At 71.5% G+C, this 24,042-nt stretch carries 18 protein-coding genes; 14 read left to right on the top strand and 4 right to left on the bottom strand.

From position 1 onward, the window contains the following. Nucleotides 1-2 precede the first annotated feature (2 nt). The 4 genes from ACLZN2_RS25940 to ACLZN2_RS25925 all read left to right on the top strand — a co-directional run bounded on the left by ACLZN2_RS25940 (nt 3) and on the right by ACLZN2_RS25925 (nt 3,617). Nucleotides 3-1,499 carry an MFS transporter gene (locus tag ACLZN2_RS25940; protein WP_416981448.1) on the top strand — a complete coding sequence of 499 codons (1,497 nt, stop codon included), beginning with the start codon at nt 3-5 and terminating at the stop codon, nt 1,497-1,499. 5 nt (nt 1,500-1,504) lie between these two features. Then, the gene (locus tag ACLZN2_RS25935) at nt 1,505-2,419 is read left to right on the top strand and encodes an SDR family NAD(P)-dependent oxidoreductase (RefSeq protein WP_416981447.1); all 915 of its coding nucleotides are present in this window, start codon (nt 1,505-1,507) and stop codon (nt 2,417-2,419) included. A 61-nt stretch (nt 2,420-2,480) separates the two neighbouring features. Next, a complete protein-coding gene (locus ACLZN2_RS25930; RefSeq protein WP_416981445.1) occupies nt 2,481-3,149 on the top strand; it encodes an SDR family NAD(P)-dependent oxidoreductase in 669 nt (222 codons plus the stop codon). 60 nt (nt 3,150-3,209) lie between these two features. After that, on the top strand, nt 3,210-3,617 hold the full coding sequence (locus ACLZN2_RS25925) for a nuclear transport factor 2 family protein (protein WP_416981443.1): 408 nt from the start codon (nt 3,210-3,212) through the stop codon (nt 3,615-3,617). Between the two features lie 104 nt (nt 3,618-3,721). Here ACLZN2_RS25925 and ACLZN2_RS25920 read toward each other — a convergent pair whose 3' ends face one another. Continuing rightward, on the bottom strand, nt 3,722-5,194 hold the full coding sequence (locus ACLZN2_RS25920; RefSeq protein ID WP_416981442.1) for an aldehyde dehydrogenase family protein: 1,473 nt from the start codon (nt 5,192-5,194) through the stop codon (nt 3,722-3,724). Between the two features lie 358 nt (nt 5,195-5,552). Here ACLZN2_RS25920 and ACLZN2_RS25915 point away from each other — a divergent pair, with 358 nt between their 5' ends. After that, entirely contained in the window at nt 5,553-6,425 is an 873-nt protein-coding gene (locus ACLZN2_RS25915) for a helix-turn-helix domain-containing protein (protein WP_416981441.1), read from the top strand. A 262-nt stretch (nt 6,426-6,687) separates the two neighbouring features. On the opposite strand, the gene ACLZN2_RS25910 is transcribed toward ACLZN2_RS25915, so the two are convergent. Continuing rightward, entirely contained in the window at nt 6,688-7,482 is a 795-nt protein-coding gene (locus tag ACLZN2_RS25910; protein WP_416981440.1) for an alpha/beta fold hydrolase, read from the bottom strand. Nucleotides 7,483-7,739: 257 nt separating this feature from the next. Here ACLZN2_RS25910 and ACLZN2_RS25905 point away from each other — a divergent pair, with 257 nt between their 5' ends. Together ACLZN2_RS25905 and ACLZN2_RS25900 are read left to right on the top strand one after the other, a co-directional pair. Beyond that, a complete protein-coding gene (locus tag ACLZN2_RS25905) occupies nt 7,740-8,702 on the top strand; it encodes an SDR family NAD(P)-dependent oxidoreductase (RefSeq protein WP_416981439.1) in 963 nt (320 codons plus the stop codon). Nucleotides 8,703-8,767: 65 nt separating this feature from the next. Next, complete coding sequence (locus ACLZN2_RS25900) at nt 8,768-11,134, top strand: acetyl-CoA acetyltransferase (protein ID WP_416981438.1); 2,367 nt, start codon at nt 8,768-8,770, stop codon at nt 11,132-11,134. A 52-nt stretch (nt 11,135-11,186) separates the two neighbouring features. Here the strand turns inward: ACLZN2_RS25900 and ACLZN2_RS25895 are convergent, their stop codons facing one another. Next, entirely contained in the window at nt 11,187-12,104 is a 918-nt protein-coding gene (locus tag ACLZN2_RS25895) for a LysR family transcriptional regulator (RefSeq protein ID WP_416981436.1), read from the bottom strand. A gap of 300 nt (nt 12,105-12,404) precedes the next feature. Between ACLZN2_RS25895 and ACLZN2_RS25890 the strand changes: the two genes are divergently transcribed. The 7 genes from ACLZN2_RS25890 (at nt 12,405) to ACLZN2_RS25860 (ending at nt 22,977) form a co-directional block, all read left to right on the top strand. Continuing rightward, a complete protein-coding gene (locus tag ACLZN2_RS25890; protein ID WP_416981435.1) occupies nt 12,405-15,614 on the top strand; it encodes a crotonase/enoyl-CoA hydratase family protein in 3,210 nt (1,069 codons plus the stop codon). A gap of 33 nt (nt 15,615-15,647) precedes the next feature. Then, on the top strand, nt 15,648-16,823 hold the full coding sequence (locus ACLZN2_RS25885; protein ID WP_416981434.1) for a thiolase family protein: 1,176 nt from the start codon (nt 15,648-15,650) through the stop codon (nt 16,821-16,823). A 14-nt stretch (nt 16,824-16,837) separates the two neighbouring features. Next, nucleotides 16,838-17,239 carry a Zn-ribbon domain-containing OB-fold protein gene (locus tag ACLZN2_RS25880; protein WP_416981433.1) on the top strand — a complete coding sequence of 134 codons (402 nt, stop codon included), beginning with the start codon at nt 16,838-16,840 and terminating at the stop codon, nt 17,237-17,239. A gap of 24 nt (nt 17,240-17,263) precedes the next feature. Continuing rightward, a complete protein-coding gene (locus ACLZN2_RS25875) occupies nt 17,264-18,781 on the top strand; it encodes an aldehyde dehydrogenase family protein (protein WP_416981431.1) in 1,518 nt (505 codons plus the stop codon). Nucleotides 18,782-18,808: 27 nt separating this feature from the next. Further along, nucleotides 18,809-19,894: an NAD(P)-dependent alcohol dehydrogenase gene (locus ACLZN2_RS25870; protein ID WP_416981429.1), complete on the top strand. Its 1,086-nt coding sequence runs from the start codon at nt 18,809-18,811 to the stop codon at nt 19,892-19,894. A gap of 58 nt (nt 19,895-19,952) precedes the next feature. Then, nucleotides 19,953-20,690, top strand: coding sequence for a glucose 1-dehydrogenase (locus tag ACLZN2_RS25865; protein WP_416981428.1), 738 nt, complete (start codon nt 19,953-19,955; stop codon nt 20,688-20,690). Nucleotides 20,691-20,838: 148 nt separating this feature from the next. Continuing rightward, nucleotides 20,839-22,977, top strand: a complete 2,139-nt coding sequence (locus tag ACLZN2_RS25860) for an acyl-CoA dehydrogenase family protein (protein WP_416981427.1) — start codon at nt 20,839-20,841, stop codon at nt 22,975-22,977. Between the two features lie 26 nt (nt 22,978-23,003). Here ACLZN2_RS25860 and ACLZN2_RS25855 read toward each other — a convergent pair whose 3' ends face one another. Beyond that, nucleotides 23,004-24,029 (bottom strand): helix-turn-helix domain-containing protein, encoded by a 1,026-nt coding sequence (locus tag ACLZN2_RS25855; RefSeq protein WP_416981426.1) that lies wholly within the window; start codon nt 24,027-24,029, stop codon nt 23,004-23,006. Between the last annotated feature and the right edge of the window lie 13 nt (nt 24,030-24,042).

The raw sequence follows: 24,042 nt of genomic DNA, 5'->3' as shown, positions 1-24,042 counted from the left end.
CGATGTCCACAAGTGGCCGCACCCCCGACTCGTCCGCACCGAGACCGAACGCCATCGTGCCGGTCCTGGCTCTCGCCGGTGTCGTGGTCGCGGTGATGCAAACCCTGGTCCTCCCCCTCGTACCCCAGTTGCCCCACCTGCTGGACACGTCACCGTCGAACGCCAGTTGGGCCGTCACCGCCACCCTGCTCGCCGGCGCCGTCGTCACCCCCGTGACGGGGCGGCTGGGCGACATGTACGGCAAGCGCCGCATGCTGCTCGTCAGCCTGGCCGTGATGCTCGCCGGATCGCTCGTCGCCGCCCTCAGCGACTCCGTGGCGCCGCTGATCGTCGGGCGGGCGCTGCAGGGCGCGGCGGCGGGTGTGATCCCGCTCGGCATCAGCATCATGCGCGACGAGCTGCCCTCCGAACGCCTCGGCTCCGCCTCCGCCCAGATGAGCGCCTCCCTCGGCGTCGGGGGTGCCCTCGGCCTGCCGGCCGCCGCGCTCATCGCGCAGAACGCCTCCTGGCACACCCTCTTCTGGATCGCGGCGGTACTCAGCGCGGTCGTCATCGTGCTGGTCGCCCTGTTCGTGCCGGAGTCACAGGCGCGCACGGGCGGGCGCTTCGACGTGGTCGGCGCGCTGGGACTCGCCGCGGTCCTGGTCTGCCTGCTCGTGGCGGTCTCCAAGGGAGCGGACTGGGGCTGGACCAGCACCGCGACCCTGGGCCTGTTCGCCTCGGTCGCCGTCCTGTTGCCGCTGTGGGGCCGTTACGAACTGAGCACCGCTCAGCCGCTGGTGGACCTGCCCGTCACCGCCCGCCGGAAGGTGCTCTTCACCAACCTCGCCACGGTGACGTTCGTCTTCTCCCTGTTCACGCTGCAGCTGGTCATCCCACAGCTCATGCAGCTGCCCGAGACCACCGGCTACGGCATGGGCAGGTCCCTGGTCGCCGTCGGCCTGGTCATGATGCCCCAGGGCCTGGTGATGATGGCGGTCGCCGGCGCCTCGGCGGTCCTCTCCCGGACCAGGGGCCCCAGGGTGACGCTGATGCTCGGCACGGCCCTCGTCGCCGCCGGCTTCGCGCTCAACATCGTGCTGATAACCGAGATCTGGCACCTGGTCCTGGTCTCCTGCGTCGTCGGCGCGGGTGTGGGACTCGCCTACGGCGCCATCCCCTCTCTCATCATGGGCGCGGTTCCCCCGTCGGAGACGGCCGCCGCCAACAGCCTCAACACCCTCATGCGGTACATCGGCAACTCCCTGTCCAGCGCTGTCGCGGGCGTCGTCTTCGCCCAGCTCACCACCCTGTCCGGCGGGGCGGTACTGCCGTCCGAGGACAGCTTCAAGGCCCTCATGGCCATCGCCTGCGCGGCGGCCCTCCTCTCGCTGGTCCTCGCCGCCTTCCTGCCGAGCCGGTCGCGGCTCGCCGGCGCACACCCGGCAGGGCCCGCCTCAGCCGTCTCGCTGGTGACCTCCGGCGCCACGGGGCACACATCCGACGCAAGGAGTGAATGATCATCATGTCCGGAATCTCGTTCGACGGCCGGGTCGCCATCGTCACCGGAGCAGGCGGCGGACTGGGTCGCAGCCACGCCCTGGACCTGGCCGCGCGCGGCGCCAAGGTCGTCGTCAACGACCTCGGGGGCGACATCACCGGCAGGGGCGCGGGCACCGGCATGGCCGACCAGGTGGTCAGGGAGATCGAGGAGGCCGGCGGCACCGCCGTGGCCTGCTACGACTCTGTCGCCACCCCAGAGGGCGGCGCTGCGATCGTCCAGGCGGCGCTGGACGCCTTCGGCACGCTCGACGTCCTCGTCAACAACGCCGGCAACATCCGCAACGCGCCCTTCACCGACCTCACCCCCGAGGCGATCGCCGCGTTGCTGGCCGTCCACGTCAAGGGCGCCTTCTACGTCACCCAGCCCGCCTTCACCGTGATGCGCGACAAGGGCTACGGCCGCATCGTCTTCACCTCCTCCGGCGCCGGTGTCTTCGGCAACAGGGAGCAGGCGAACTATGCCGCCGCCAAGACCGCCCTCCTCGGCCTGGCCAACGTGGTGGCCCTGGAAGGCGCCCCGCACGGCATCAAGGCCAACACCATCCTGCCGACGGCCGCGAGCCGCATGGCCGAGGGCATGAGCGCCGACTCCATGTCCGACGCCCCCACCACCCCGGCGCACCACGCACCGGAGGTGGTCACCGCGATGGTCACCTATCTGGCGAGCGAGGCCAACCCCCACACCCAGGAGGCCTTCTCCATCGCCCGCGGCCGCTACGCCCGCGTCTTCACAGGCGTGGCCGACGGCTGGTACGTCCCACCGACCGAGCCGATCCCCACCGCCGACGACGTGCACAGGCACATCGACCGCATCCGCGACCGCGCCGGCTACCACGTGCCCGGCTCGCTGTGGGAGGAGATGGCCCTGATGCCATAGCCCCTCCGCCCGCCCCCTCGGGCACACCAACCCCATCTGCACGACCATCTGAGGAGCACACATGCCCACCATCGCCGTCGTCGGAACCGGCCCCGGCCTCGGTCTGTCCATTGCCAGGGTCTTCGGCGGCCACGGTTTCGACGTCGCCCTGGTCTCCCGCACCAGAGAGAACCTCGACGGTCTGGTCGCGGAGCTGACGAAGGACGGCATCACGGCGGAAGGCTTCCAGGCCGACGTCTCCGCCCCCGAGCAGCTCACCGGAGCGCTGGCCGCCGCGACGGAACGCTTCGGGCGGATCGACGTCCTGGAGTACTCCCCGCAGCCGAGCTCGATCATGTCCACTCCCGCGGAGGTGACCCTGGACACCCTCCGGCCCCAGATCGACGGCCTGCTGTACGGGGCGGTGACCGCCGTCCAGGCGGTGCTGCCGGACATGAGGAAAGCGGGCTCCGGCACCCTGCTGTTCACCACCGGCGGCGGCGCGGTCGATCCCCATCCGGCCCTGGCCGCCCTCAACATCGCCCATGGCGCCCTGCGCAACTGGGCGGTCAACCTGCACAACACCCTCGGCGCCGAAGGGATCTACGCGGCCAACGTGTCCATCAACGTCGCCATCGCCGCGCAGGCCCCCCAAGCGGGCATCCCCTACCGCGCGCCGGACGAGATCGCCCAGGACTACTGGACCCTCCACACCCGCCGTGAGACGGCCGACCACTTCGTCGGCGCCTGACAACGGCGTGGTGAAGGCGTGGCATTCCGACATACAGACATCGGTCAAGGAGCACATGTCATGACTACGACCGACAACACCGGAACAGTTCTGCGTTTCTTCGAGAACTTCAACGCCGGGAACGCCGAGGCGGCGTTCGCCCTGCTCGACGAGCAGGTGGTGTGGCGTGTGATGGGCAAACCGGACCGCTTCCCCCTCGCCGGCGACTACGACAAGGACGGAGTCGTGCGGCTGCTGGGCACGGTCGGACAGGTCATGCCGAACGGGGTGGAACTCAAGATCACCTCCTCCACCGCACAGGACGACCGGGTCGTGGTGGAGGCCGAGAGCCACGGTGTCTCCGCAGCCGGCAAGGTCTACGACAACCGGCTCATATACGCCTTCGAGCTGCGGGACAGCAAGATCCTCCACATCCGGGAGTACTTCGACACCATCCACGCCAACGACGTGATGGTGGTGACGGACTAACGCCGACGCCGTCGGCCCCCGGCGACCGGGAGATCAGGACAAGTGGTAACGGCCCCGCACAGGCTCCCGGAGGAGCGTGTGCGGGGCCGTCGTCCGGCTGCGTGTCACAGGCCGAGGCGGGTGCGGATCTCTGCCGCCGCTGCGCCGATGGCCCGGTCGAGGCCCGCCTCCACCTCCGGGGCGAGCGCGGGGGTGCCGACCAGTGTCGCGGTGACGCCGTGCGGGCCGGGCTGGGCGGCCACGGTGCGCCGGTGGGTGAAGGTGTCGAAGCCGGTCCTGCCGCCGTACGCCCCGGAGCCGGAGCCGCCGACCCCGCCGAAGGGGGCGTTGCTGAGGGCGGCGTGCAGGAGGCCGTCGTTGCGGGTGACGCCGCCGGAGGTCGTACGGTCCAGGAAGCGGCGGAAGTCTTCGCCGTCCTCGCCGTACCAGTACGCGGCCAGCGGGGCCGGGCGGTCGGCGATGTAGGCGATGGGCTCGGCGAGATCGTCGTAGGGGTGGATCACCAGTGCCGGCCCGAAGATCTCCTCCCGGGAGATCTCCGCGTCCTCGGGGACGTCGAGGAGCAGCGTCGGCGGGATCAGGCGCAGTTCGCGGGAGGGCTCCTCGTCGACCGAGGTGATCTTCCGGGCACCGTGCGCCTCGGCGTCGTGGATGAGGCCCAGGACCCGGTCGAAGTTGCGGTCGTTGACGAGGGAGACGGCGGCCGGGTGGTCGGTGTAGGTGGGGAAGAGGCGGACCAGGGCGGCCCGCAGGCGCTCGGTGAAGTCGTCCAGGTGTTCCCGGGGCACGAAGACGTAGTCCGGGCAGAGACAGACCTGGCCGCCGTTGCTCATCCGGGTGCCGGCGATGCGTTCGGCGGCCAGGTCCAGGTCGGCGTCCCGGGCGACGACGGCGGGGTTCTTGCCTCCCAGCTCCAGGGTGACGGGGACGAGGTTCGCCGCGGCGGCCTGGCCCACGAGCCTGCCCACCTGGGGGGAGCCGGTGAACAGGATGTGGTCCAGGGCCAGGTCCGAGAACTCCTGGGCGGTCTTCAGGTCCCCGCACACGACGGTGACCTCGTCCTCGCCGAGGTACTTGGACACGGCCCGGGCGAAGACCGTGCCGGTGCGGACGTGGACGTCGGTGAACTTGATGATCACCCGGTTGCCGGCGGCCAGCGCGTCCAGCGCCGGGCGGACCGCCAGGCCCACCGGAAGGTTCCAGGCGGTGATGATCCCGACGACGCCGAGCGGCTGCTGCTGGACGAAGGCCGGGACGGGACCGGCGACGGGGACCGGCTTCATCCATTCCTCCAGTCCTTCTCGCAGGACCTGGGACTCTCCGAGCAGGCCGAGTACCTCACCCGCCTTGGTCAGGGCCACCGGCCGCCGGCCGAAGTCCTCGGTCAGCGCGGCGGTCAGCTCTTCGGCGGCGTCGAGTACGGCGAGCACCAGCCGGTCGATCCGGTCGCGCCGGACCTCCGCGCTGGGCGGGCCCTCCCGGCGGAAGGCCGCCCGCTGCAGTTCGACGAGCCGGTCGAGTTCCTCACGGCTGACGTGGGCGGGGGCCGGGGCGGGGGTGGTAAGAGCTGTGGACATGCGAACTGGCTCCTCGAAGGGGGTCGTTGACTTCTGGCCGGTTGCCGGGACGCCGATGAACCGTGGCGAGTCCTCCCACCGCCGGTCGGCGCCCGCCGGGGCGGGTGCGCAGGAGGCACCGACGAGCAGGAAACGCTGGTGTCCGGTGCCATCGGCGGGCCGCCGGGTGACGGCGAAGCACCGGCCACTGACACGTACGGCGAAGGCGATCCCGGCGCCGATCCCGCACCCGTAAGGCGTCGTGATCCGTGTCATGACTGCCACGGTCCGCCACCGCCCACGGTTTACCCAGAGCCCCGCCGATCCTGGGGGTGACAGGACCAGGATCGGCGCGGCCGGCGGCCGTACCGTGGAAGGCATGGTGAACGACAACGCCCTCGGCGAGTACCTACGGGCCCGCCGCGAGCAGATCGGCCCCGAGGACGTCGGCCTCGCCTCGTCCGGACGGCGCCGGGTGCCCGGCCTGCGCCGGGAGGAACTGGCCCTGCTCGCCGGTATCAGTGCCGACTACTACCTGCGGCTGGAACAGGGCCGTGACCGCAACCCCTCCGCGCAGGTCCTCGACGCCCTCGCTCGCGCCCTGCACCTCGACCCGGACGCCAGCGCCCACCTGCACCGCCTCGCCCGCCCGGAGCGCTCCCGACGGCGCCCGGCGCCCCGCCGCCCGGAACGTGCCCCCGACGGCATCCGCCAGCTCGTCGGCAGCTGGCCGCACACGCCCGCCTACGTCCTCGGCCGCATGATGGACGTGCTCACCGCCAACCCGCTCGCCCAGGCCCTCACTCCGATCCTCACTCCCGGCACCAACCTGGTCCGCTCCACCTTTCTCGCACCCGCCTCCGCCGCCATGTACGGGGGGTGGGACGTCAACGCAGAGGGCATGGTCGCCGCCTTGCGGGCCCTCGTCGGCCCCGACGTCGACGACCCCGCCCTCAACGAACTCGTCGGCGAGCTGTCCGTGCGCAGCGAGCACTTCCGCAAGCTGTGGTCCCGGCACGAGGTCCGGCCCAAGCGCAGCGGGATCTTCACCTTCGAACACCCGCAGGTCGGCCCTCTCGAACTGCGTCAAGAGAAACTGCTGATCACCGACACCGACCGGCAGACCCTCGTCGTCTACCACGCCGAACCCGGCACCCCCACAGCCGAGCGCCTCACCCTGCTGGCCTCCCTCGCCTCCACACCGGAGTCCGCTCCCACCGAACGCGCCGCCCCGGACGTCCGGCGTCCATGAGCTGGGGGGGGACTCGGCGACGGCCGCGATGGTGTAGGCCATCAGGAGCAGTTCCGCCGGTCTCACGCCCCATGGGCGGCGCCATGCTCGCAGGCGGCGGTGATCAGTTCGGTGGTCGTGGACGACCAGCGGGTCGTGCCAGTGGCAGATGAGGTTCGTGCGCTCGCCGACGGTGTTGAGCGAAGCCATGCCTTGAGAGCGGCGGGGACGGGAGTACCCGAACCCGCGGTCCGCACGGCAGGGCCCGAGATTCTCGGGCTGTTCAGGAAGCCGCCCCCGGGAGAGCGTTCAGCCAGCTCCGCATGCGGGAGTTGAATCGCTCGGCGTTCTCCTGGTGGAGGAAATGCCCGTTCTCCTCCCACACCTCGACCTTGTCGTACGGCCCCAGTGGGAGTTGGCGCTCCCGGTCGGCACCCTTGGCGTCCGCGTACACGGCCAGTCGAGGACAGGCGCGGTCCCGCAGATAACCGGCGGCGTTGCGCCACCGCCCGAGTCCCTCGCTGCCCAACAGCCCGTGGATGCAACCGCCGACGACATGATCCGGCGTGCCCAGTACCCGGCGCCGGTGCCACGCTCTGAGGAACGGCGGTGTGCGCGGTGTGTAGAAGGCGCCGAACGCCTCCGCAGCGATCCCGGCGGCTCCCGGTCCGCCCATGGCCTCGACCACGGGATCGGTGAGGTCGTCGGCGGTGTAGACGGGGTCGACAAGAACGAGCGCCCTGACGAGGTCGGGTCGGCGCACGGCGAGCGCGGAGCCCACCACCGCGCCCATGGAGTGGCCCAGCACCAGGACGGGTCCTATGCCCAGCGCTTCGATCAGGGCGGCGGCGTCGTCGGCGAGGGTCTGCGGCAGATAGTCCCCGCGGGGCGCCGACGAACGGCCGTGACCGCGATGGTCGAGGGCGATCACCCGGTACCCCTGCGTCAGGAGGTCGGGGATCTGCCAGCTCCAGTCATGGGAGTCGCAGGCCCAACCGTGCAACAGCAGCACCGCCGGCCCCGAGCCCTCGTCGGTATGGAAGAGCCGCACGTCGTCGTCCCGGACGAAGAAGGCCATCGTGACGCTCCTTTGCGTAGGGCCGGCTCCCGGGGGAGGACCCGTCAACCGATGAACAACCTGGCGAGGTGCATCCTTGCCGCAGTCCAAAGCCCACGTACATGTCCGATTCCCTGACGCGCACGTGTCCGCAACGACAACGTGAAAGGCGCGGGGAGGGGCGGATCCGCTCGCGGGCGCAGCACAGCCTGGTCCTGCCACTCCTAGGGTCGGCAGGGCACTGGGTACGGCATGGACGGTCGCCGACCGTTGCTGGCATGACACTCATCAACACCCCGTTCGGACTCCGCTCCACCGCCGCCGAGGTCGTCGCCAGAGTCGACCTGACAGGAAGGCGGGCAATCATCACCGGTGGCTCCTCCGGGCTCGGACTCGAGACCGCCCGGGCCCTCGCGGCCGCCGGCGCCGAGGTCACCCTCGCGGTGCGTGACACGACAGCCGGAGAGCGGGCCGCGGCCGACATCACCGCTGACAACGGCAACAAGGACATCCACATCGCTCAACTGGAGCTGGCCGACCGGGCGTCGGTCGCCGCCTTCGTCGCCGGCTGGGACGGCCCCCTGCACATCCTCGTCAACAACGCGGGCGTGATGGCGCTGCCGGAGCGGGAACTGACTGCGGAGGGCTGGGAGAAGCAGTTCGCCGTCAACCACCTGGGGCACTTCGCCCTCGCGGTGGGCCTGCACGCGGCACTCACGGCTGCCGGGGACGCCCGGGTCGTCTCGGTCAGCTCCAGCATGCACCTGTCGTCGCCGGTCGTCCTCGACGACCTCCACTTCGCCTTCCGGCCGTACGACCCGATGCTCGCCTACGGCCAGTCGAAGACCGCCAACATCCTCTTCGCCGTCGGCGCCGCCGCGCGCTGGGCCGACGACGGGATATCCGTCAACGCCGCCTCGCCGGGCACCGCCATGACCAACCTCTTCCGCAACGTGCCGCGGTCGCAGGGCATGGGCGAGATGCTCAAGGGCGTCAAGGACCTGATCAAGACGGCGGCGCAGGGCGCGGCCACCCCCGTCCTGGCCGCCGCGTCGCCGCTGCTGGAGGGCGTCAGCGGCCGGTACTTCGCGGACTGCGCCGAGGCGGTGCCCGTCACCAGCCCGCCGTCGATGACCACGCAGGCCGCCGAACACATGAACGCCGTCGCCCCCTACGCGCTCGACCCGGCCGGCGCCGACCGGCTGTGGGAGGAGTCCCTGCGGCTCACCGGCGCGCGGTGACCAGGGACGCATGCCCTCACTGAACACCGACAGAACCAGAGACCCCACGGACCAGAGGAACCCAAATGCAGTACGACGAACTCGACCCCCGCACGCCCCTGCTCGTCGGCGTCGGCCAGGTGTCCGAGCGGTTGGGCGAACCCGGCTACCGCAAGCGCTCACCTGTCCAACTTGCCGCCGACGCCGCGCAGGAGGCCCTCGCCGACAGTGGCGCCGCCACAGAGGTCGCGGCTGCCGTCGACACGGTCGCCGGAGTCCGCCAGTTCGAGGTCTCGGCGCCCGGGATGCCCGCGCCGCTCGGCCGCTCCGACAACTTCCCGCGCTCGGTGGCGCATCGCCTCGGGGCCGACCCACTGCGCGCCGTCCTGGAGATCACCGGCGGCCACAGCCCTCAGCACCTGGTGACCGAACTCGCCGGGGCCATCGCGGCCGGCGAGTCGGAGGTGGCGCTGGTGTTCGGCGCCGAGGCCATCTCCACCGCCCAGGCCCTGGCCGGTGCCGAGGACCGGCCCGACTGGTCCGAGCAGGTGGGCGGCCGGCTGGAGGACCGCGGCTACGGCATGCAGGGACTGGCCAGCATGCACCTGAGCGCCCACGGACTGACCGACGCCCCCTCGCAGTACGCCCTGTTGGAGAACGCCCGCCGGGCCCGCCTCAAGCAGTCCCGGCAGGAGTACGCGGCCTCGATCGGCCGGCTGTTCGCGCCGTTCACCAAGGTCGCCGCCGCCAACCCGCACGCGGCCGCGCCCGTCGAGCGCTCCGCCGAGGAGCTGGTCACGCCGAGCGAGGCCAACCGTCCCCTGGCCGATCCCTACACCCGCTACGTCGTGGCCCGGGACAAGGTCAACCAAGGAGCGGCCGTCCTGCTCATGTCCGTCGGGGCGGCCAGACGGCTCGGGGTCCCCCAGGACCGGTGGGTCTTCCTGCACGGCCACGCCGACCTGCGGGAGCGCACCCTCATGGAACGCGCCGACCTCGGTTCGGCTCCCGCGCTGGTCGCCGCGGCGCACAGCGCGCTCGCCATGGCGGGCCTGGGCGTCGACGAGGTGGCCACCTTCGACCTCTACAGCTGCTTTCCGGTGGCCGTGTCCGTCGTCGCCGAGGGCCTCGGCATCGACCCCGAGAACCCGCGGGGTCTCACCCTCACCGGCGGGCTTCCCTTCTTCGGCGGTTCGGGCAACAACTACGCCATGCACGGCATCGTCGAAACGGTGCGCCGCGCACGTAGCGCGCCCGGCTCCTTCGGCTTTGTCGGCGCCAACGGCGGCTTCCTCAGCAAGTACTCGGTCGGCGTCTACTCCACGGCACCGGCGCGGTGGAAGCCCTCGGACGACGCCGGCCTGCAGGCCGAACTCGACGCGGTGCCCGCGCCCGTGGAGGCGAAGCACGCCGACGGCTGGGCAACGATCGAGACGTTCACGGTCAAGCACGGGCGGTCCGGGGACACGGGCATCGTCATCGGCCGGCTGGAGAAGGACGGCCGCCGCTTCGTGGCCATGACCCAGCCCGGCGACACCGAGACGCTCGACCTGCTCGCGGCTGAACAGCCCATCGGCGAACGGGTCTTCACGCGCTCCTTCGGGTACGGCAACCGCGTCACCACCACGGCGGAGCGCATGGAGGAACTCATCCCCACCCCGCCGCTGGTCCTGCGCGACTCCTACGAGTACATCACCGTACGCCGCGACGGCCACCTCCTGGAAGTGACCATCAACCGGCCCGAGGTGCGCAACTGCCTGCACCCCATGGCCAACGACGAGCTGGAACACGCCTTCGACTGCTTCTTCGCCGACCCCGACCTGTGGGTCGCGATCATCACCGGCGCCGGAGAGCAGGCGTTCAGCGCCGGCAACGACCTGCGCTACTCCTCCTCGGGCAAACCCATGTGGGTGCCGAAGAACGGGTTCGGCGGTCTCACCCACCGCGAGGGCATGACCAAGCCGGTCATCGCCGCGGTGAACGGCTACACCATGGCCGGCGGCTTCGAGATCGCCCTCGCCTGCCACCTCATCGTCGCTGACGCCACCGCGCAGTTCGCCCTCACCGAGGTCCGGGTGGGGCTGGTGGCCGGCGAGGGCGGAGCGATCCGGCTGCCGAGGGCGCTGCCGCCGAAGGTCGCCACCGAGATGCTCCTCACCGGACGCAGGATGGGAGCGGAGGAGGCGCTGCGCTGGGGCCTGGTCACCGAGGTCACCGATCCCGGCAAGGCCCTGGACGGCGCGCGGGAACTGGCCGCGCTCATCCTAGAAGGGTCCCCGGCGGCGATACGGTCCACCCTGCGGCTCATGACCGAGACCGCGGGCATCGCCGACACCGTCGCAGCGACCCGGCACCCGAGCGCCGTCCTGGACGAACTCTTCGTCAGCGAGGACGCCATCGAGGGCATGATCTCCTTCGCCCAGAAGCGCAAGCCGCAGTGGGTAGGCCGCTGACGGCCCCACAGGGTCGGCCCGGTCCGGGTGCTTGAAGGTCGCGGCATTCGGTTCATCGGGTCACAGGGGGTTCGTCCTCGTACCTGTCCTTCAGTACGGCGAGCACCTCCCGCAGACCCGGCACGTGTTCCTCGGCGGTCTTGCGCCATGCGATCCCGGCCCGCAGGCCCATGGCGGGTTCGTCGAGCGGTACGACGCGGAAGGCCGGGGAATCGTAGATCCGCGTGGCGGGGAGGTCGTCACCGAGAACGGTGATCGCCAGGGCGCCGGTGCGCAGGACATGGGTGGCGAGCTGCACCAGGTCGTTGTGCGGGAGGTCGACGAGCCGGGTGACCCCGGCCTCCACAAGCGCCGCCCTGCTCTCGGCCACCACGGAGGGATGCACCTTGGCGGAGGTCATGAGCACCTGCCGACGGCGCAGATCCCGCAGGGTCAGCGAGGGGCGGTCGGCGAACTCGTCGTCGGCCGTCATCGCCACGCCGAACGAGCCCCGGGAGATGAGCAGGCTCTCCAGGGCGGCCTGGCCGACCGGGAGATGAACGACGGCCAGGTCGATGTGGCCCGCGGCCAATTCCTCAAGGAGTTCGGCCGAGGGAGCGAGAGTGATGGGCAGTTCGACGTCCGGGGCGATCTCTCCGTAAACGGCAAGGACGGCGTCCAGGACCTTGGGCGGGGCCAGCGGAGCCGCCCCGACCCGGCAGAGCGCGGCATCCGCATGGTCGCGTGCGAGGTCGTGCAGGCCCTCGAAGGCGCGGACCACCTCGTGCGCCCGTTCGCGGAAGACGTCGCCGAAGGATGTCAGTTCCACGTGGTGATGCTCACGGACGAACAGCTCACGGCCGAGTTCGTGCTCAAGCTCCCGGATACGGCGGCTCAGCGGTGAGGCGGTCACATGCAGGCGCTCCGCTGCCCTGCCGAAGTGCAACTCGTCGGCGACTGCGAGGAAGTAGCGGAGCTGCTGGATGTCCACGGGACCAGTAGATCACCGGTCCCGCGCCCGGCTCCAGACACCTGCGACGTTGCCGTTCCGGACACGTGCACATCAGCGAAACGGACGTGTACAGATGCCTTCGGCCGGGGCGAGGCTGGTTCAAGGAAACACGGAGTTCAAACGGCCGACACGCAGCCGTCGCAGATCTCCGACGCGCGCCGGTACGGCCGTTCGTCCCCCGTACCCCGGACGTGACCCTCCCTTCGCCTCGGCCTCGGGCAGGTCCGCCATGCCCCGCGTCGGTGTGCGGCGCGGCAGGCCCGGTTTCGGAGGCGGACGATGAGCGAAACAGTGATCGGCGTTGCCACGCAGGCCCCTTTGCAGGGGGTGCGGGTGGTGGACACCACAGACGGGCGGGGCGAGGGAGTGGGCCGCTTCCTCGCGTCCCTGGGTGCCGACGTGATCCTGGTGGAACCGCCGGGCGGCGCCCGCGCCCGACACAAAGCCCCGCTGCACGGGGAGACCAGCCTCTACTTCGCCGTCCGTAACGCGGGCAAGCGGGGCGTCACCCTCGACCCGGAGACCGGGGAGGGCAGCCGCGCCCTGCTCACGCTGCTGGAATCGGCGGACATCTGGGTCGAGTCCGAACGGCCGAATGCACCCGACCTGGCGTACGAGCGGGTGGCAGCCCGCAACCCGCGGCTCGTGCTGCTCACGGTGACCGACTTCGGGCTGACCGGACCGTACGCGGGCTACGCCGCGACCGACGCTGTGCACGCCGCCCTCAGCGGCCTCCTGTCCCGCTCCGGCCTGCCGGGGCGCCCGCCGCTGCCACCGCCCGGGTCGATCGTCACCGAGGCCGCCAACATTCAGGCCGCCCTGGTGGCGCTGCTCGCCCACTACAACAGCCTTCAGTCCGGGCGTGGCGACCACGTCGACTTCTCCGTGCACGAAGCCACCACCCAGGTCATCGACCCCGGCTTCGGCATGGGCGGTTCCGCCACCGGAGGGCTCCGCCCCGCCGACATGCCGCCCGGCCGGCCCTCCGCCGGGCACCTGTACCCGATCTTCCCCTGTGCCGACGGACTGGTCCGCATCGCGGTGCTCAACCCCCGTCAGTGGCACGGCATGCGGGCCTGGCTGGGGGAACCGGAGGAGTTCACCGACCCGCGCTACGACAACATCGCCCTGCGCTTCAAGGAAGCCGGCCGGATCCAGGCCCTGATCGCAGCCCTGTTCGCGGACCGCACCCGCGACGACCTCGTACGCCAGGGCCAGGAGCACGGCGTCCCCATCGCGGCCGTGCTGAGCCCTGGCGAGGCTCTGCGCGCCGAGCACTACCTGGAGCGCGGCGCGCTCACGGACACCGAACTCGCCCCGGGTCTCACGGCACGCGTGTCCGCCGGCTTCCTGGAGGCCGACGGAGTCCGCATGGCTCCGCGCCGAAGGGCCCCGCTGCCGGGAGAACACAACGACGAGGTGTTCGCCGAAATTCGCGCCATCGGGGCTGGAAACCCCGAAACGCGGCCGGAGAGCACGCGGCCCGAGCGCACGCACCCCCTCGCCGGTCTACGCGTCCTCGACCTCGGCGTGATCGTCGCCGGAGGCGAGCTCGGCCGGATGCTGGCCGACCACGGCGCCGACGTGATCAAGGTGGAGAACCGTGCCTTCCCCGACGGCGGACGGCAGTCCCTCACCGGCGAGGTGATCACCGCGTCGGCCTCCTGGGGACACCGCAACAAGCGCGGACTGGGCCTCAATCTGCGCGATCCGCAGGGCGTCGCCCTGTTCAAGCAGCTCGCCGCGGAAGCGGATGTCGTCCTGTCCAACTTCAAGCCCGGCACTCTCGAATCCCTCGGGCTCGGTCCTGACGTCCTCCTGGCCCTCAACCCTCACCTGGTGATCGCCGACAGCAGTGCCTTCGGGACGAGCGGACCGTGGAGCCGCCGTCTTGGCTACGGCCCGCTGGTGCGCGCCTCGACCGGCCTGAGCGACCTGTGGCGCTATCCGGGCGACGCGAACGGACACAGCGACTCGATCACGATCTATCCGGACCACGTGGTGGCACGGGTCGGTGCAGCGGCCGTGATCGCCCTGCTGGTTCGGCTGCACAGCCTGGGGCGGGGCGGAACGGTCGGCATCGCGCAGGCCGAGGTCATCCTGGACGCGCTGGCGGAACAGTTGACGGGTGAGTGGCTCGTCCCGGGTCTGCCGCACGTCACTGCGGACGGAGTGTATCCCTGCGCGGGAGACGATCAGTGGTGTGTGATCGGGGTGCGCGACGAGGCCGACTGGCACCGGCTGTCTGCCACCGTCGGACGCCACGACCTGGCCGCCGACCCGGACTTGGCCGACGCCGAGGGACGCCGCGCCCACCGAGCCCGGATCGACGAGGCCATCTCGTCCTGGACGCAGACACGCACCCCCCATGAGGTCACCGAGCTGCTCCAGGCGGCCGGCGTCCCGGCGGCGCCCATGCTGCGCGTGGGCGAGCTGCTGAGGGACCCGCAGCTGGCGGCGCGTGGCTTCTTCGCCGAGCTGCGGCAGCCGACGCTCGATGAGCCGCTGCCCGCCGAGGCCCGCCTCGCCCACTCCCTCCACCTCGCCGACCCGCCACTGCGCCCCGCTCCGCTGCCCGCCGAACACACCCGCGAGCTGAGCCGCGAACTCCTCGGCCTGTCCGACGCCGACATCGATCGGCTCATCGCCCGAGGAGTACTCGAAACCTACGCGTCCGCCAAGGAGACACAACCCATGAATCCCACCCCCCAGCCGGTCCTGGTGGAACGTCACGGCCACGTCATGGTCATCACCATCAACCGGCCCGAGGCCCGCAACGCGATCAACGCGGCCGTCACCCGAGGTATCGGCGCGGCACTGGAGGAGGCCGACAAGGCCCCGGAGGTCCGCGCCGTCGTCATCACCGGCGCCGGCGACAAGGCGTTCAGCGCTGGCGCGGACCTGAAGGCGGTGGCCCGCGGCGAGGACATCATGCCGCCGGAGACGAAGGAATGGGGCTTCGCCGCCTACGTCAACCACCACATCGGCAAGCCGACCATCGCCGCCGTGCGGGGCTTCGCCCTCGGCGGCGGCACGGAGATCGCGCTGGCCAGTGACCTCGTCGTGGCGTCAGAGGACGCGTCCTTCGGGCTGCCGGAGGTCAAGCGGGGCCTGCTCGCCGGCGCCGGCGGTGCCTTCCGTCTCGCGGCCCAGCTTCCGCCCAAGGTCGCCATGGAACTGCTGCTGACCGGCGACACGCTGGACGCCGCCACCGCCAGGTCGCTCGGCCTGGTCAACCGGGTCGTGCCCGGTGACCAGGTGCTGGCCGAGGCACTCTCCCTGGCCGAACGCATCTCCGCCAACGCCCCGCTCTCCGTCCAGGCCAGCAAGCGCATCGCGCGCGGCATCAACGACGGACGGATCGATACCGAGCAGAGCGCCTGGAAGCTCTCCGACCAGGAAGCACAGGGGATCTGGGTGTCCCAGGACGCGCAGGAAGGCCCGCGGGCCTTCGCCGAGAAGCGTGCCCCCGTCTGGCAAGCCCGCTGACAACCGGTCCGCGAAGAAAGGCAGTTGACCATCGTGACCACTGACACCGCCCGAGGCCCCGTCATCGCAGGCCTAGGCATCACGGAGACGGGCAAGGTCTACGGCCGTAGCGCCGCCGACTTCGCGGCCGACGCCGTCCGCCGCGCCGCCGACGACGCGGGTCTCGCCCTCTCCGACATCGACGGCCTGCTCACCAGCAGCGGCGTCATGCCGGGCGTGGGACTGAGCCTGCAGACCGAACTGGGCCTGCGCGACCTACGGCTGCTGTCCGAGATGCAGGCGTACGGCTCCACCGCCGGCGGCATGGTGCAGTACGCCGCGATGGCGGTCCGCGCCGGCATGGCCGAAGCCGTCGCCTGCGTCTTCGCCGACGCACCGCTCAAGGAGAAGACCTCGGCGGGCGCTCTCTACTCGGGCGCGGGCCTCGGCACGTCCGGCTGGATGGGACTCACCGCGGCGGCCGGGATGATCAGCGCCACCCCCCAGTACGCGGTGGCCGCACGCCGCCACATGGACACCTACGGCACCACCAGCGAGCAGCTGGCCCACATCGCGGTGGCCCAGCGGGCCTGGGCGGGCATGAACCCACGGGCCCAGTTCCGCGAACCGATCACGGTCGAGGACCATCAGGCGTCGAGGCTGATCGCCGAGCCGTTGCACCTGCTCGACTGCTGTCTGGTCAGCAACGGCGGCGTCGCCGTGATCGTCACCACCGCCGAACGCGCCGCCCATCTGCGCAAGCCACCGGTCCACCTGCTGGGCTGGGCGCAGGCCCACCCCGGCTATCCGATGAACCGCGACAGCGACCTCGGCCTGGTCAGCGGCGCCGCCCAGGCGGGCCCGGCGGCCCTGAAGATGGCCGGGGTCACCGTCGAGGACATCGACGTGGCCGAGCTGTACGACTGCTACACCTTCACGGTGCTCCTCACCCTGGAGGACTACGGGTTCTGCGCCAAGGGCGAGGGCGGGGCCTTCGCGGCGAGCGGGGCGCTCGCCCCTGGCGGGTCACTGCCGGTCAACACGGGCGGCGGTCAGCTCTCCTCGTACTACCTGTGGGGCATGACCCCACTGTCCGAGGCCGTCATCCAGGCCCGCGGCGAGGCGGGCGAACGCCAGGTGCCCCGGCACGACGTCGTCCTGGTCAGCGGCAACGGCGGCTGCTTCGCCCACCACTCGACGCTCGTCCTCAGCCCCCACGCCCGCGCCTGAGCCCTGGAGCCACCATGACCGTGCCCGTCATCCACCGCGACACCGCCACCGAACTCTTCTTCGACTCCACCGCACGCGGGGAACTCCTGATCCGCCGCTGCGCCGGCTGCGGGGCGCATGCCGCTCCCCAGTCCACCGCATGCCCCGGCTGCCAGAACCCCGCGACAACATGGGCGGCGGCCGCCGGGACCGGCACCGTGGTCGCCTGGACGGCCGTCCATGGCCGCCCGGGCGACGGCGCTCCCGCCTCCGAGGCCGTGTCGGCGCTCATCGAACTCACCGAGGGGCCCTGGCTCTACGCGCCCCTGCGGAACCTGGGTCCCGGTGAGCGTCCCTGGGCCGGGATGTCCGTGGTCGTCGCCTTCGAACGCCCCGAGGGCGGCGAGGCGATTCCCGTCTTCCGCCCCGCCGTCTGAACGCCGTACGAAGGAAGCCCCCGCATGAGCGCTATGCCCCTGAACGCCGCAACGCCCCTCCCGGTCAGCCCCCCGGCCGACCTCCAGCGCCGACTCCTCGACGCCCAGCGCGCCGCCTTCCTCGCAGAAGGACCTCCCACCGTCGACGTGCGGCTCGACCGCATCGACCGCTTCCTCGCCTGCGTCCTGGAACACGCCGAGGAACTGTCCGTCGCCCTGGACGCCGACTTCGGCTCGCGCCCCCCGCTGGCGAACCTCGCGAGCGACATCGTCAGCGCCATCCCCGGCGTGGAGCTGATCCGCCGAGACCTGGCGGCGTGGATGGCGGACGAGGAGATCCCCCGCTCCGCCGAAGCCGGGACGCCCGCCTTCGTCCAGACCCGCCCGAAGGGTGTGGTCGGGGTCGTCGGGCCCTGGAACTTCCCGGTCGCCCTCGTCGTCCAGCCCGCGATCGAGGCGCTGGCCGCCGGCAACCGCGTGATGATCAAGTTCTCGGAGGTGCCCGAGCGGACCGCCGAGGTGTTCGCCCAGGCCGTGGCCACACGCATGGCCCCCGAGGAAGTGGTCGTCATACGCGGCGATGTCACCACCGCGTCGGCGTTCTCCTCACTCCCCTTCGACCACCTCATCTTCACCGGCTCCCCCGGGGTCGGTGCCAAGGTGGCCGCGGCCGCCGGGGCGAACCTCGTCCCGGTGACACTGGAGCTGGGCGGGAAGAACCCCGTCGTCCTCGGCTCGGACGCGGACGTCGCCCAGGCCGCCGAACGCGTCTCCGGCGTACGGCTGCTGAACGGCGGTCAGATCTGCCTCTGCCCGGACTACGTCTTCGTCCCCCGAAGCCACGTGGACGCATTCGTCGGCCGGTACCAGCAGGCCGTCCTGAGGCACTTCCCCACCTGGCTGGACAACCCGGACGTGGTCTCGATCGTCGACGACAAGAACTTCGACCGGGTCACGGCGCTCGTCGCCGACGCCGAGGCGAAGGGCGCCCGCGTCGTGACCATCGCCGCGCCGGAGGAGGTCGACGCTCTACCGCGACGCGTGGGACGTCGGATAGCGCCCACCGTGCTGCTGGACGTGACCGAGCACATGACCATCGCGTCGGAGGAGGTCTTCGGACCTGTCCTCGTCGTGTACCCGTACGACGACCTCGACGAGGTCATCGCCTACGTCAACGCCCGGCCCAGCCCGCTCGCCGCCTACTTCTTCGGATCCGACGGACCCGAGTTCCAGCGGTTCATCACCCGCACCACCTCCGGTGGAGTATCCCGCAACGACCTCGCCGTCCACTGGGGCATCGAGGGCGCACCGTCCGGCGGCGTCGGGCGCAGCGGCATGGGCGCGTACTCCGGGAGGACCGGCTTCCTGACGTTCAGCCACCGCCGGACCGTGGCCGCCAGCACCTCTCCGGTCGGGCTCGCCCAGCAGATCCTGCCCCCGGCCGGAAAAGCCGAGACGGACGCCCTGCGCGGCTTCGTGGCCCAGACCCTCGACGCCATCCGGCACCGCACCCTCGGCATCGAGCCGGCAAGCCGGCCCTGAGAAGACCGTCTGCGCCAGGAGGACGACATGCGCACCCAGGCCGCCGTTTCCCACGGACCCGACACCGGCTTCACGATGGAGGACATCGAGATATCCGACCCGCGCCCCGACGAGATCCTCGTCCGCCTCACGGCGACCGGCGTCTGCCACACCGATCTGGCCACCAAGGCCATGCTGCCCGTCGGCGTCCCCGCCGTGTTCGGGCACGAGGGCGCCGGCATGGTGGAAGCCATCGGCGCCGAGGTCACCGGCGTGCGGCCCGGCGACCACGTCGTCCTGAGTTACAGCAGCTGCGGCAGCTGTACGCGGTGCGCCACCGGACACCGGTCGTACTGCGAGCGGTTCGAAGCCCTCAACGCCGCCGGACGCCGCCCGGACGGCAGTGCGACCCTCACCGGCCGGGACGGCGACGCGTGGTCCTCCTTCTTCGGCCAGTCGAGCTTCGCCCGCCACGCGATCACCACGCGCGAGAACGTGGTCGTCGTCCCCGAGGGCACCGACATGGTGACCGCCGCGCCCATGGGCTGTGGGTTCCAGACAGGCGCGGGATCGGTGGCGAACGTGCTGCGGCCCGGCCCGGACTCCAGCCTGGTCGTGTTCGGAACCGGCGGGGTCGGCATGGCGGCGGTCATGGCGGGGGCCGCGCTGGGCGTCGGGACCATCGTCGCCGTCGACCTCTCCGAGCAGCGGCTCGATCTGGCGGCGCAGGTGGGCGCCACCCACACACTCGACGGAGCCGGTGAGGACACCGTCGGCCGGATCAGGGACCTCACCTCGGGAGGCGCGACCCACGCCTTCGACACCACCGGGGTCCCCACCGTGATCCGCGACGCCGCCCGCGCGCTCGCCCCTCTGGGTTCCCTGGCTCTCGTCGCCGTCGGCACGACGGACGCCGGCATCGACGTCAGAGACCTCATCGGCTACGGAAAGACGGTCCGGGGCTGCATCGAGGGCGACGCGAATCCGCAGGACTTCGTCCCGCTCCTGCTCGACTGGCACGCGCAGGGCCGCTTCCCCGTCGACCGGATCGTCACCGCCTTCCCCTTCGAGGAGATCAACGAAGCGGTCGCGGCCATGAAGACAGACGTCGTCAAACCCGTCCTCACCTTCTGAGCCGGGGGCAGGCCGATGCCCCCGCACACAAGCCTCGCAATCCCGGGAGAGATCTGGCATGGCACGACTGAACGGCAAGGTCGCCGTCATCACAGGCGCTGCACGCGGCATGGGCGCCGCACACGCCCGGCGCTTCGTCGAGGAGGGCGCGTCCGTCGTGATCACGGATGTGCTGAAGGACGAGGGCGAGGCTCTCGCCGCCGAACTCGGGGCGCAGGCGCGCTTTTTCGCCCACGACGTCACCGACGCCGTCGGGTGGCACCAGGTGGTCACGCTCGCGGAGGAGACGTTCGGCCCCGTCGCCATCCTGGTCAACAACGCCGGTGTCGGCCAGGTCCGCCCGCTGCTGGACATGACCGAGGCGGAGTACCGCCGCGTCGTCGACATCAACCAGCTCGGCGTGTTCCTGGGCATGAAGGCGGTCATCCCGTCCATGAGGCGCCTCGGCGGCGGCTCCATCGTGAACGTCTCCTCGACGTCCGGCCTGGTGGGCAGCCCCGCGGGCGCCGCGTACAGCGCGTCGAAGTTCGGGGTACGTGGCCTGACCAAGTCCGTCGCGGTGGAGTTCGCCGCCGAGGGCATCCGGGTCAACTCCGTCCACCCGGGCGTCATCGTGACCCCGATGACGGACGAGTACGGCTTCACCGGCGACCACCCCGCCATCCGCGCCACCCCCATGCGACGCCCGGCCCAGCCCGAGGAAGTCACGGCCCTCGTGCTCTACCTGGCCTCGGACGAGTCCAGCTTCTCCACCGGTGCCGAGTTCGTCGTGGACGGCGGCCAGACCGCGCTGTGACCGACCGCGTCTCCTGCGCCGACCGAAGGGCGCGGGGGCGACCACGTATCAGGTGCACGGGCACACAAGCGGCCGCCAGGCCGCACGCATCGCCGACGGACTCCATTCCGTGAACGCCCTGAACCGCTCCAACCCTGTGAGGAACCGCATGCCTGCCGCCACCCCTCTGATTCCCATGACGCCCGACGAGGTGTCGAGCTTCGCCCAGAGCGTGCGAGGGACGCTCGCGCGCCACTGGTCCGGCCCCGTCGCCGCCCCCGAAGCCGATCTCCTGAAACTCTGGCAGTCCGCCGCCGAGCAGGGCTGGCTGGAGCTCGGCGCCGCGGGAGCACTCGCCGCCGCCGTCGCGGCGGTGCGTGAACTCGGCCGGGCGGCCTGCCCGTTGCCCGTGATGGACGCCTTCGTGGCCACCCGTCTCCTCGCCCATGACGAGAACCTGATCGACGGCATCGGACGCGGCGAGGTGCGCGTCGTCGCCTGCGTCGGTGACGGCAGCGAGCCGCAGGTCCGGCACCTGGACGCGGGCCGGCAGGCCACCCACCTGCTCACCTTCCCCGCGACCGGCGGCACGGCGGTGCTGCGCCCCGTGAAAGGGACGGTGGAGACGGCCGGCCTCGCCGTCCCGGCCTGGTCCACGGTGACACCGGGTGAGTCAGCGGTCACCACGGAGATCGACGCGGACACGGCCGACGAGGCGGTGGTCCTGCTCCGCCTCCAGCTGGCCGTCCGGGCCCTCGCGGCAGCCGAGCACTCCCATGAGATGGCCGTCGAGCATGCCAAGCAACGACGCCAGTTCGGCAAGATCATCGGTTCCTTCGGGGCTGTCCAGCAGCGCACCGCCACCTGCCAGATCGACGTCGGCGCGGGCAACCTCCTGGTCGCCGACGCCGTACAGGCTCTGGAGAACAATCTGCCCGACCGGCTCCTCTCAGCCGAGATCGCCGTCGAGCACGCCCGTACCGCCGCCCCCCGCGTCCAACTCGGAGCACACCACACTCTCGCGGCCATCGGCTACTTCGAGGAGCACGACGCCCCCTGGCTGTTCCGCCGCGTCCACGGCGACATCGCCCGTCTGCGGACCCTGCCCCGCGCCTTTGGCGACGTGGCCGACATCCTCGTCGAGGGCACCGGATCACTGCCGACGGGCGACTTGGGCGAGACGGGCGAGGCGTTCCGCACCGAGGTCCGCGCCTTCTTCGACGCGTACGCCGAAAAGCTCGGCCGCATCGAGATGGGCGAGGACGCGGAACTGGTGCGAGCGGTCGCGGACCGCGGCTGGCTCGGCCTCACCTGGCCCGAGGAAGCAGGCGGGCGGAGTGCCTCGCTGAGCGAACAGGTCGTCCTCAACGAGGAGGCCGCCTACCGGCGGGCGCCCGTCGTCAAGGCGCTCGGCGCTGTCTCACTGCTCGGCGACTCGATCCTCAGGCACGGCACACCGGAGCAGAAGGAACGGTTCCTGCCGCTCATCCGGAACGGACAGCTGACCTTCTGCCTCGGCTACAGCGAACCGGAGGCCGGTTCCGACCTCGCCTCGCTGCGCAGCCGCGCGGTCCGCGACAGCGAGGGCTGGGTGATCAACGGGCAGAAGCTGTGGACGAGCGGCGGTCACGAGGCGGACTGGGTGTGGCTGGCGGTACGCACCGACCCGGACGCCACGCCCCGGCACGCGGGCATCACCATGTTCCTTGTCCCTATGAACACCCCCGGCATCACCGTGCAGCAGCACCGGGCGCTGTCCGGCGAGATCTCCTGCACCGTCTTCTACGACGACGTCCGGGTCCCGGACGACCTGCGCGTTGGCGAGGTGAACGGCGGCTGGAAGGTCATCACCGATTCCCTCGCGAGCGAGCGCGTCGCCATGGGCAACATCGCCGCCGTCCTGCACCGCCAGCTCGACGACCTGCTGGCCCTAGCCCGTCGAGACCCCGGCGCCGCAGTCGGCCCGCGCGGCTCCCACGCCCGCGCCCTGGTGACGGAACTGGCCGTCGGCGTGCAGGCCACCCGTGTCCTGGTCGCGGCAGGGCTCCGGGCCGCCGGCCAGAGCAGCGGCGAGCGCCTCGCGGCCCCCATGGCCGGCGTCCTGGCAGGTGAACTCGCCGAGAGGTTCGGCGAGGTCGTCCTGGACATCCTCGGCCCCGACGCCGCGCTGTCGGCATCCGCACCCGGCGCGCTCGGCGGCGGGGCCTTCGAATACGGGCTGCGCCTGTCCATCATGTACGTCGTCGGCGGCGGAACGAACGACATCCAGCGCGGCATGATCGCCCAGGGCCTGGGCCTGCCCCGCTGATCACCTGCGTTTCTGTCGTCGTGCTGTCAGTCCTCGCTGCCGACGCGTTCGTCCTCGCTGTGGGCGATCCGCCAGAGGAGGACGGCCACGGTGGCACGTTGGCGTCCGCCGGGCTTGGTGACCGCGTAGCCGAGCTGGGACGACAGCCAGGACAGGCGGTCCTGGAGGGTCGAGTGGTGGATGTGCAGGCCGGTCGCGGCCTGCCGCAGGCTGGCCTGGTCGAGCACGGCCTGGAGGGTGTCGATCGCCCAGGGGCGGGTGAGGAGTACCTGGTCCAAGCGGTGCACGTCATCGGTTGCGGCCGCCTCCCGCGGTGTGATCCGTTCGGCGAGGACGGCGAGGGCTCCGAGGTCGTCGTACGCCACCAGGGACGGGCCGGGGCCGTCCACGCGGTCGGTCAGCCGCAGCGCGACCCGGGCCCGCTCCAGGGCGGCCGGGAGGTGGGCCCGCACCTGGGCGACGGCTGTCCCGGCCCGCAGGTCCCGGTGCGGATCCGGTGCTCCGGGAACCAGAGCGACGGCGTGGGCGCCGATCCGGGTGGCGCGCGGCCCGAGCGGGCCGGGGAACGTGGTGGCGACGACGGTCACGGGGCAGGTGAGGTGCAGTATGCCGAGGGCTTCGACCCGGTCGGCATCGGAGACATCGGGGTCGCAGGCGATCCGCACCGCCGCGGCGGCGCTGTGACAAGCGAAGTCGCCCGTGAGCGTCCGAACGGCGCGGGCCGAGCGTTCGAGGATGAGGGCGTCCAGCGGCCTCGCCTCACCGGTCCGTTCCAGCCAGACCCACGAACCGGGACTCCCCGGCACCGCCGCCCGGGCCAAGGAACAGCTCTCGGCCTCGGGCAGTGGGTGTCCCCATGAGTCGTAGCGGCGGGTGATACCCCGGCCCGCGTCGTGCAGGCCGGCGGGGCACCCCGCCAGCGCCGCCGTCGCCCGGACCACGGCGGCGACCGAGGCCCGTTCCTCGGTCAGGCAGTCGAAGTGGTCGATGACGCGCAGCGCGCCGGCCGCCGCGTCGTCGGTGACCTCCAGCCTGCCGATGAGTTCATGCATGCCGACCTCCCGG

Origin of the sequence: Streptomyces sp. T028, assembly GCF_048159505.1 — a bacterium.
Lineage (GTDB): Bacteria > Actinomycetota > Actinomycetes > Streptomycetales > Streptomycetaceae > Streptomyces.
The sequence above is the reverse complement of the archived record's forward strand: the minus strand, read 5'-3'. Positions and strand labels throughout refer to the sequence as shown.

Bases quoted from the DNA above. Each gene is read 5' to 3' on its own strand.
- ACLZN2_RS25890 (WP_416981435.1), top strand. From the start codon at position 12,405: ATGAGCGAAACAGTGATCGGCGTTGCCACGCAGGCCCCTTTGCAGGGG.
- ACLZN2_RS25905 (WP_416981439.1), top strand. From the start codon at position 7,740: ATGACACTCATCAACACCCCGTTCGGACTCCGCTCCACCGCCGCCGAG.
- ACLZN2_RS25925 (WP_416981443.1), top strand. From the start codon at position 3,210: ATGACTACGACCGACAACACCGGAACAGTTCTGCGTTTCTTCGAGAAC.
- ACLZN2_RS25860 (WP_416981427.1), top strand. From the start codon at position 20,839: ATGCCTGCCGCCACCCCTCTGATTCCCATGACGCCCGACGAGGTGTCG.
- ACLZN2_RS25915 (WP_416981441.1), top strand. From the start codon at position 5,553: ATGGTGAACGACAACGCCCTCGGCGAGTACCTACGGGCCCGCCGCGAG.
- ACLZN2_RS25875 (WP_416981431.1), top strand. From the start codon at position 17,264: ATGAGCGCTATGCCCCTGAACGCCGCAACGCCCCTCCCGGTCAGCCCC.
- ACLZN2_RS25910 (WP_416981440.1), bottom strand. From the start codon at position 7,482: ATGGCCTTCTTCGTCCGGGACGACGACGTGCGGCTCTTCCATACCGAC.
- ACLZN2_RS25855 (WP_416981426.1), bottom strand. From the start codon at position 24,029: ATGCATGAACTCATCGGCAGGCTGGAGGTCACCGACGACGCGGCGGCC.
- ACLZN2_RS25920 (WP_416981442.1), bottom strand. From the start codon at position 5,194: ATGTCCACAGCTCTTACCACCCCCGCCCCGGCCCCCGCCCACGTCAGC.
- ACLZN2_RS25900 (WP_416981438.1), top strand. From the start codon at position 8,768: ATGCAGTACGACGAACTCGACCCCCGCACGCCCCTGCTCGTCGGCGTC.
- ACLZN2_RS25935 (WP_416981447.1), top strand. From the start codon at position 1,505: ATGTCCGGAATCTCGTTCGACGGCCGGGTCGCCATCGTCACCGGAGCA.
- ACLZN2_RS25865 (WP_416981428.1), top strand. From the start codon at position 19,953: ATGGCACGACTGAACGGCAAGGTCGCCGTCATCACAGGCGCTGCACGC.
- ACLZN2_RS25870 (WP_416981429.1), top strand. From the start codon at position 18,809: ATGCGCACCCAGGCCGCCGTTTCCCACGGACCCGACACCGGCTTCACG.
- ACLZN2_RS25940 (WP_416981448.1), top strand. From the start codon at position 3: ATGTCCACAAGTGGCCGCACCCCCGACTCGTCCGCACCGAGACCGAAC.
- ACLZN2_RS25880 (WP_416981433.1), top strand. From the start codon at position 16,838: ATGACCGTGCCCGTCATCCACCGCGACACCGCCACCGAACTCTTCTTC.
- ACLZN2_RS25930 (WP_416981445.1), top strand. From the start codon at position 2,481: ATGCCCACCATCGCCGTCGTCGGAACCGGCCCCGGCCTCGGTCTGTCC.